The 9,763-nt window shown below is 29.8% G+C and carries 5 protein-coding genes; all 5 read right to left on the bottom strand.

Going from position 1 to position 9,763, the window contains the following annotated elements:
• The coding region (locus CHRY9293_RS13420; RefSeq protein WP_162033447.1) for a condensation domain-containing protein at positions 1-1,640 on the bottom strand (1,640 nt) is incomplete at its 3' end.
• An 899-nt stretch (positions 1,641-2,539) separates the two neighbouring features.
• Positions 2,540-3,013 carry a DUF3347 domain-containing protein gene (locus tag CHRY9293_RS13415; RefSeq protein WP_162033446.1) on the bottom strand — a complete coding sequence of 158 codons (474 nt, stop codon included), beginning with the start codon at positions 3,011-3,013 and terminating at the stop codon, positions 2,540-2,542.
• Between the two features lie 698 nt (positions 3,014-3,711).
• Entirely contained in the window at positions 3,712-5,952 is a 2,241-nt protein-coding gene (locus CHRY9293_RS13410) for a M12 family metallo-peptidase (RefSeq protein WP_162033445.1), read from the bottom strand.
• 571 nt (positions 5,953-6,523) lie between these two features.
• Positions 6,524-8,719, bottom strand: coding sequence for a TonB-dependent receptor plug domain-containing protein (locus CHRY9293_RS13405; protein WP_162033444.1), 2,196 nt, complete (start codon positions 8,717-8,719; stop codon positions 6,524-6,526).
• Between the two features lie 125 nt (positions 8,720-8,844).
• Positions 8,845-9,654, bottom strand: a complete 810-nt coding sequence (gene kdsA / locus CHRY9293_RS13400; RefSeq protein WP_162033443.1) for a 3-deoxy-8-phosphooctulonate synthase — start codon at positions 9,652-9,654, stop codon at positions 8,845-8,847.
• Between the last annotated feature and the right edge of the window lie 109 nt (positions 9,655-9,763).

Here is a 9,763-nt window from a genome sequence, read left to right as displayed (position 1 = left end):
TAATTTGGATCCATGGGAACATAGGCTCCGCCTGACTTCAAAACTCCTAAGATTGCTATGAGCATCTGCTCCGATCTTTCTAAGCATAATGGAATGAGATCATCTGGTTGGATTTGATGGTTTTGTAGTAAATAATAAGCCAATTGGTTTGATCTTTCATTAAGCTCTCTATAAGTTAACTTTACATCTTCATACACCAATGCTATATGATCAGGAGTCTTCTCCACCTGTCTCTCAAATAAATCATGAAGCGTAACTTTAGTGTCATAGTCAACTCTGGTAACATTCCAATCATGAATGATCGTTTGATAGCTGACTTTATCTAATACTTCATAGGAAGAAATCTTAGTATCTGTTTTATTTTCTAAAATATCATCTAATACCTGGCCAAATAGTCTTTTATAAATTTCGATAAATTGAGAAACCAATTCGGAATCTAATTCAAAAGAGTTATATTTAACTCTATAGTTTAAATGATTGTCTCTAACTTCTTGTTCAAATACAATTTTCCCCGGCAAATCTATATTTAGTTCATTATTAATAATTACATCATAAGTTCCTTCATAATTAGTAGAAATATCTTTAAGATTAGCCTGAACAAAGGTAAATTCTAATATCTCTGATTTTGGGGCATATCTAATAAGTTCCCCTATGGGAAGATAATGAGCTTTAGTTTTCTTTAAATTAGTAGTATAGTTTAGATTTTGATTAATAAGTTCAGAAAGTGTAGAATGTTTATTAAAGCGATAATCTTTTAAAATTGTATTAATGTGAGCACCAAATATAAAATCCTTTCCTTCTTTAATTCCTACAGGGTAGTTAATAGATAGGTTTTCTATCCCTGAAATTCTATAGAGTGTAATAGCAAAAATCAATTGACCATAGGTATAAGGAGTCAGTTTATAGCTTCTTGCCAGTTGTTTTACTTTAAAAAAAATTTCCTCTTGAAATCCAAATCTAAATTCTCTGATCTTATTGAGAGCCAAAGGTTCTTTTGATAGGCCGGAAGGTTGTAAAAATTTAAATCCAATATTATCTAAATCTTTTAACTGCTTTTGCCAAAAATCAGACATACTCACTTTTCCTTTATTGAAAATCTGATCCAATTGATTACTCAGTTGTTCATGCAGAAGCATCTGGTCGTTAAGACTCACTGGACCTATATACCTAGGATTATTATAATAATTACTGATTTCCTCATATAAAAAATTAGTACTTAATCCATCTACCACAATATGAGAGAATACATACACTATCCTATATGTTCTTTCATTTAATTGAATAGCATAAAATCTTACAAGCTGATCCTTTTCAAGATCAAAGGGTTGTAAAACCAAACTTAATAATTCTTTACTGTTAAGCTCTTGAGGGAAATAAGTTAGAATTCGTGCATCCTCTGATAATAAAGGGCGACTTTTCCAAAAAAGGTCACCTGAGTTATTGATAACATTACTGTTTATTAATAAATAATTATTAACAAATCTTACCAAGCTGGCATTCAGTCTTTCAATATCCAGAACACCACATATTGATTGATCAAAAGTCATATTATAATCACTTCTTAAAGGATTAAGTATCCATTCGTAATAAAAAAATTCTTGGTAAGGTGTTAGCTTTATTAAAAATTGAAGATTTTTCATTTGTGCTATTATAATTATTAATTTAATCCGATACCTAATCGGATATATTTTTACATCCTAAGCCATTTTTATGAGAAAAATGGCTTAGGATACTTCCTTAGAGTTAATGGAAAATATAGATTGTTATTACTCCCTTATATGTAAGAGAAAACTAATGTAAATGGATTATTATAATGTATAAGTAATAATAAGCTTCCTTTAAGCCCAAAAATTTGTAATTAGAATAAGATAAGCTTTCCCTTATAGAAAGTGTATACTACCTTATAAAAATTTTAGATAGAAAAAATCAAAATATGATTAAGACATTTATAATATTCTCTATTAAAAAATATAGTGATCGGAATTGTATACCAATCCTAACCTATACATATAATAATAAATTTAAGATTTAGACCGGAAATAAAGTTTTAGATTCTTATTATATAAAATATTCTTAAGCAGATAAGAATCGAATATTAGGAATAAGAGTTTTATATGTTGCATCTTCGTGTTTTTGTTTTATACGCAAATATAAACAATTTATTTTGATAGATAATTACAATTTTACCTTTATCGAAATATTAAAACTAATAAATAACTAATTATTTTCTATATCTAATTAAATTTAAGTCAATGCGTACAATTAAAATAAAAATCATATTAAAATTGATAAACAGATTTAAATAGATTAATTATAATTTGTGTTTTAAGATAATTACCTATTTCGTTAAATTAGAAAAGACCTAGATTATTAAATCTAAGCCTTTTAGTGTATTTATTTATAGGGCAGAGTCAATCCTCTTAAACCTCCCTTTATATTATATGTATTTATATAAAATTATTCAAGCGTATTTAATTTGCAAGTAATTAATTGCTAACACAAAAAATACAATAATTTATTAATCAATAGAATGAAGATATTATTTTATTATTGACTTAACACTCCCACAGGAAAGCATGGAACTACCATAATAAGGATTTACAATATTGGATTCATTACTTAACCAGCTTCCATCTGCCATCGGACAATATTGGATATAAACGGGTTTGTCAGAGATTATGTATTCTTTTGCCAACGCAATCATATTATCAGAAAGATTGAAAAATGTTTCTCTTTGGGTATTGATTATTCTTGAATCTGAAATAGTGGCTGCATCCTTCTTAAGTATATTTAAATTACCTTCAGAAACAACTTTATAATTGAGCGTTGAAGCTGTTTTTATAAACTCTAAAGCTGCTCTTGATGCTTTATCTGCATTATCCGAACTCAATGCTGATTTAATTTGAATGTAATTTTGATATAGTTTTGCAACTTGAGCATTTTTTTTAGATTGAGCAGAAAGAGAAACGGCTGTAAATAAAGAAAATAGTATGGTAATGATATATTTTTTCATTGCTGAAATTTTTTAGAATTAATTAAATAGAATTTTAAATATGAAAAATTATTGCATATACACAATAAACAATACGCCTCAATAATAGGCATTAAAAGATTATAATAGATTAATTCTAAATTCTAAAGTGACAATGATTTATATAAATGGGTAGAGATTTCTTTTCAGGGGGTCCATTAATTGAAATCCGAATATACTTTGATGTAGAAAAACATCGATCTAAAAATAGAAAATCACATTTTTCTTTATTTTCATGAACTAATGGTAAAAAGTTGGTTTTAAACAGTTCCGATTTTTGAAAATCATCGACTTTAAAAATTTTAAATTCGGTTTTACAACAACCATTTTTGTCTTTTACACCACATTTCTGACAAAAATTATCACTTTTGGGATTTATAGAAGACAAATTATTCATACAATAATGGATACTAAAAATCACCCCGGAAGAAAATCCAAAGTAAAAGATAGAAAATATAATTGCAAGAATCTTTTTCATGATAAAACAAATCTATGAATATCTTTCAATATCTTGTTATGGAATTGAGTAGAGTTGTTATAAAATTCGGAAAAAACAAAAAAACTCCTGAAAATATTCAGGAGCTATATTATAAATTAAATTTTAAACATCTAATTTAAAGCCTTTTTATATAGCTAATAAAAGTAATATAAAAATTTGATTTTCTTAAAACTCAATTATACTACTTCTTAATTATCGACTTAATTATTGGTTGCTTTTCTGTTTCTATCTCTATTAACAGAGTATACTTTCCTTTTGGGAAAGAAGAAATATTGACGACAGCTCGATTTCCTACTAAAGAAGAAGATATCATAAATCGGCCTGCTTGATCATATATACTGTAAGACTTCAATTTTTCTTTAGTAGAAATAGTAATTATATCCTTCGCCGGATTTGGGAAAATTTGGACATCAGTTTTTTCATTAGAAGGAATAGATGAAATATATTTTTTATTCATATAACCACAGAACAATCTAGCTATCCAACCCCTATTATTAACATACTCATCCGATACAAATTTTACAGTGATTGCGCCTGAAAAATGAGAAGAAGTAAAAGCAGGTGGTAAGGTAGATCCCGTTAATGTTCCATTGGTAAATAATGGAGATGTCGTAGATGGTCCATTGTAAACATACATATAATCATAATTATTTTCTAAATCAAACTGCGAAAACGTTAAAGTCATAGTCGTACCCGCAATAGCCGGGTAAAAAGTTTTTATTATTTCTTCTTTATCGCCATAATTACCACTTGATCCACCAGTATCTACAAATGCTATCCCTTCACACCAATTGGCATCTGTTAAAAAAACTTTTGATATTTGAAAATCATTTGAACACGCTGCAGCAACAAATAATTTATAATAAGTTCCAGGCTGAAGATTGGAAATACTAAAATTGGAAGTATTTACATTATTGGCTGCTACCACAGTACCATTCATTGTAGTGAGTCTATATTTCCAAGAAGTAGTATTCGTTCCTATAATCTCTATATTGGCCGAATTTTCCTCAATCTGAGAAATTGTTAGATTAGTAACTAAACCTTTACAAGAAATTGGAGGAGCTGTACAGCCATTTCCAAGACAAGTTCTTGAAGCAATTCTATTTCTGATTAATGCTCCCGGTTGCGTACCAAATCCCTTACTAAAATTAATCCCCACGGAAGTCATATGACAATAACTCATAATTGTTCCTCCCCCCGAAGGAATTGAAGCATTACATCCTCCTCCATACCCTACTACGGCTCCACAAGAATCGATAGCTTTATTTCCATTCCAAGAACAATCATGGGTATGAGGGGATCCTAAATTATGTCCTATTTCATGGGTGATGACTCCAACCGTCCAAGAATAAGTAGGAACATTTGAATAGTTTTGATAAACACCCGAATATCCGTATCTATAATTTGTACAAAGTCCATTCAAATAAGCAACACCTCCTGATCCAAGGTCTACCAAATGCGCCAAATCCCCATTAAAAGAGGTCCTGTAGTTTCTAAAACGGTCGAGACTGCTATAATAAGGATCTTGAGTCGTCCACACATACACACTACTCATAGCTATACTAATGCCATCATTATAATAAAGTGTTGCCACATTATTATGAATAGCCGTAATCCAATTTGTAGTAGCTGTTACATTATAATCATTATTCTGAAAAGTTTTATAGCTAAGTTCATAAAATATTCTTACACATTTATTTGAGGCTTTATCAGCTCTATTTATTGCTTGTGGATCAAAGGAAATTTTTTGAGATTGATTTTCTTTTAGTTCATTAGCCTCACAAATATGAGGATTTTTTATGGTCAATTTTGATTCTGAATAACTGAGAAAATCATCAGAATCTTTGGCTTTTCCTACCACTATATTTTCGAATTCAGAATCAGAAACGGTACCTACTACATCATCGTCAAAAAAACTAAAAGCAACGATAGAGTTATTATTTCCTTTTACAATTCCCTGATAATACACACCGGGAGTATAATTCACAATCTCTCCTTTTCCCGTAGTTACTTGAAAATCATTGGTAAAAATTTCATTTCTATAGAGTTCAACCGTAACTTCTTTATTCTCTTGAAAAGGAAAAGATACTTCAATAAATTCAGGCTTTAAACTAACTAACTTTTTAAGTTCATCTGTCTTAACCTTCATTACCGTAATATCTGTAGCTGCTTTTTTATATTCAGCCTCTTTACTTGAAGTTTTATTAACTTCAAATAAGTTAAATTTTGTAATTTTACCTTTCCTGTGATGTTCCAATATTTTTTGAGCCACAGGTCTCAATTGTTGTGCTTTCTCTCTAGGAGAATTCTCATCATGTTTTTCTATTAATGTTTTAGAGCTAGAATTCAACAAGATAGTAGGGTTTTGAGATTGTAATTGCAAAAAAAATAACCCTAGGACTAATAATAAATAGTTCTTCATAATATTTCTTTTAAAGGTTAAAGTTTTATGTCTATCTTGTGTAAGTAGCTGCTTTGACAAAGATATAAGCAATTAAAATGCTGAAAATCCCTCTATTGACAAGAGGAAGGTTAATAAAGTAAATACCCTATTTAAGTCTTTTTTAAATAAATTTTGTTTTGATTAATTTAAATGAGAAATATTAATTTCCCCCCCTTTATTAGTTGAATATTATTTCGTTAATAAATTGGGATAGAAATTTCTAATTCCAGTAAAGAATCCATTCGAAACTCAATGAGAGCTCACCTTTATACTAAAATTTCTTTAGTAAAGTATACATTCTATTTAAAGAAAATATATGAGAATAAATTTCCTTTAATTTTAACCAGAATAATATCAGTGAAGGGATATTATTTCAACTATTTGTGATTTATATACAAATATAATATTTTTTTTGAAAAAACAAAATTAAAATCACTCAGGCATGAAATTCGAAGTGAATAATAGAAAATATAATTGCAGGAATCGTTTTCTTAGTAAAGAAAAATCAGAAATTAAAAACTCCTGAAAATTTTCAGGAGCTATATATAATTTACAATTTAAATTCAAGTTTTACATTAAAGAATCTTCCCGTTAATCGAACTGGGACCGGATACATAATACTTGAATTATAATCCGTTATCCATTGATTAGCAACAGTATTATTAATATTAAACGCATTAAATATCTGTACGCCCAACGTTACTTCTTCAAAATTACCCCAAAAACCATATCTTTTATTTTTATCTTTAGAGTCTATAAATACTTTTGAAAGTCCTATATCTACTCTTTTATAGGCAGGTAAGGTTCTTTGATATTGATATGGATCTGTAAAAACCGGAGCTCCATTAGGTAATCCCATAGCATATACTAATGTAAGATTTACACGCATGGAAGGAAATGCTGGCATATAATCTTGATAAAACATAGAAAATCTAAATCTTTGATCTGTAGGTCTCGGAATATTTCCTCTACCATCTATATTTTCAAAAACTCTAGCATAGCTTGCAGATAACCAAGAATCAACGCCTGGTACAAACTCTCCAAATAATCTAGTATCAATTCCATAAGCATATCCCGAAGCATTATTTTTTCCGGAATATCGGATTCTTACATTATCCATATAATATGGGATAATATTATCCATTTTCTTATAATAAAGTTCTGTTGTAAGCTTAAAAGGTCTATCATACATATAAAACTCATAATCATTGGCTAAAATAGCCTGAATCGATCGTTGAGATTTTATATTATTGTTAAAGTTACCATCTAAATCTTTAATTTCTTTATAAAAAGGAGCTTGATAATATATACCTCCCGAAAGCTTAAATAACATGTCGGAATCCCAATCAGGCTTTATCGCAAACTGAGCTCTTGGGGAAATGATGGTTTCATTATTAAAACTCCAGTGAGCAATTCTGGCTCCTGCATTAAGAAAAACTTTACTTGAACCCCAAAAGAACTTTTGTGAATACTGGGCATAAGCTGACAACCGAGTAGGCTCTATATTATTTTTGCCAGCTATACTATAAAATAATTTGAGATCTGCCGGATTTCTGAAATCATTTACTGGAACTGGTAGACTATATCCTGTAGAATCTACTAATTTCCATTCGTTAGTAAGATCTTTCAAATTTTCCTTTTCATATTTAAAGCCTACCTCAATATCAGTATTTACATTAGGTGAAAAACGAGTTCTCAGTTGAGCTCCGTATGTTTTTACAAACAAGTCATTTCTTGCATGCTCAATCTGCCCACCAACATCATAAGAAGTTATTGGGGCACCCGTTTGATCGAAAGTCTGAAGCTCGTAGCTCGAATTTATCGTATAATACTCTTTTTCTCTATTTTGGTATGCAAAACTATCTAATGTAAATTTCCACTTATCCGAAGGCTTATAATTCATGGATACCGTTCCCATCATATTCTTATACATGTCTTCTTCTCGACCTTCATAACCAATATTCACCGTGATAGGTTGCTGAAGACTTCCAAAAGTAACACTTCTTGCTTTAGGAACCATTTCATATTCGTTCTTAGAATAATATCCAATAAATGAAATAGAAAACTTATCATTGAGATGATAATTGATATAAGACTGAAAATCCCAGTAAGTAGGATTAAAGTCCGTATCTTCATTCAATGTGTTTAAAACCAAATTGGTATTTCTATATCTTCCTGAAAATAAAGCGGTCAGTTTTTTATTTTGTGAAGCAAACCCTGTTGTTAATCTACCTCCTATTAAACTTCCTTCCCCTGAAACTTCAAATTTCTCAGGTTCACGATAATAAATATTCAACGCAGAAGACATTTTATCTCCATACTTCGGTTCAAATCCTCCTGCAGAAAAGTTAACAGCAGAAACCATATCAGGATTAATAATACTCATTCCCTCCTGTTGTGAATTTCGAATAAGGAATGGTCTATATATTTCTATATCATTGATATATATGAGATTCTCATCATAATTTCCCCCACGAACCATATACTGAGAAGAAAGCTCAGTATTAGAATTTACAGAAGGAAGGGTTTTTAAAAGTCCTTCAATTCCTCCACTGATGGTTGCGACATCTTTAGCATTTTTTGTTGAAATTTTCACATTCGTAATGTCATTTGTCCTTCCAGTTATTTTTTTCTGGAAAACAACTTCTTCAATATCAGTTACTTTTGTAAGGGTATCTCTTTTTTTATTTTGGGAGAACACCAGTACGGGAACTATTAGACTTAAAGGTAAAACTAGTTTTTTCAAAAGAAATGTTTTAAAAATTTTAAAACGGGAATTTATAAATTTTATTTGATAATTTAACCTTGTAGAAAAACTTTTGATCATTCTTCCATAAGTTTTTCAAATAGTCTTATTCTTTTATGAGAAAATTACAAAATAGCCTCTCTCACTTTTGTTAATTTTTTCAATAAATCTTCGAGCAAATCTAATCTTAGCATATTTGCCCCATCAGAAAGTGCAGTTTCGGGCGTAGGATGTGTTTCAATAAAAATACCATCTGCACCTACTGCAATTCCTGCTTTCGCTATGGTTTCTATCAACTCAGGCCTTCCTCCTGTAACTCCTGAACTTTGATTAGGTTGCTGTAATGAATGCGTTACATCAAGAATAACGGGTGCATAATTTTTCATCGTAGGAATTCCCCTATAATCAACCACTAAGTCCGTATAACCAAAAGAATTTCCTCTTTCAATAATAGCTACTTTGTGATTATCGGAGTCCGTCACCTTCTCTACGGCAAATTTCATGGATTCAGGTGATAAGAACTGTCCTTTTTTTAGCGTAACACATTTTCCTGTTTTTGCTGCCGCTACTAATAAGTCAGTTTGCCGAACTAAAAATGCCGGAATCTGAAGTACATCAACATATTGAGCTGCCAATGAAGCGTGCTCATTTTCATGAATATCTGTTGTTGTGGGAATATTAAACGTTTCCCCAACTTTTTTTAAAATTTCTAACGATTTTTCTTCTCCAATCGTAGTAAATGAATCTACTCTACTTCTGTTTGCTTTTTTAAAGCTTCCTTTAAAAATATAAGGAATATTATACTTATTGGTAATTTCAATTATTTTTTCAGCAATTCTTAAAGCCATATCTTCTCCTTCAATAATACAAGGTCCTGCAATAAGAAAAAAATTATTTGAATTTTTGTGGTGGATATTATCTAAATACTGAATCATTTAGTTTTGATTTTTATTTATTATTTTTCTTCTAATTTTTAATATATAATAGAATCAATTATCTATAATCTATTTTCTACCCTAAATTACTAGGTCAAAAGTAATTATC

Source organism: Chryseobacterium potabilaquae (assembly GCF_902728265.1).
Lineage (GTDB): Bacteria > Bacteroidota > Bacteroidia > Flavobacteriales > Weeksellaceae > Chryseobacterium > Chryseobacterium potabilaquae.
Note: the sequence above shows the minus strand (reverse complement) of the source record. Positions and strands in the feature narration are given on the sequence as shown.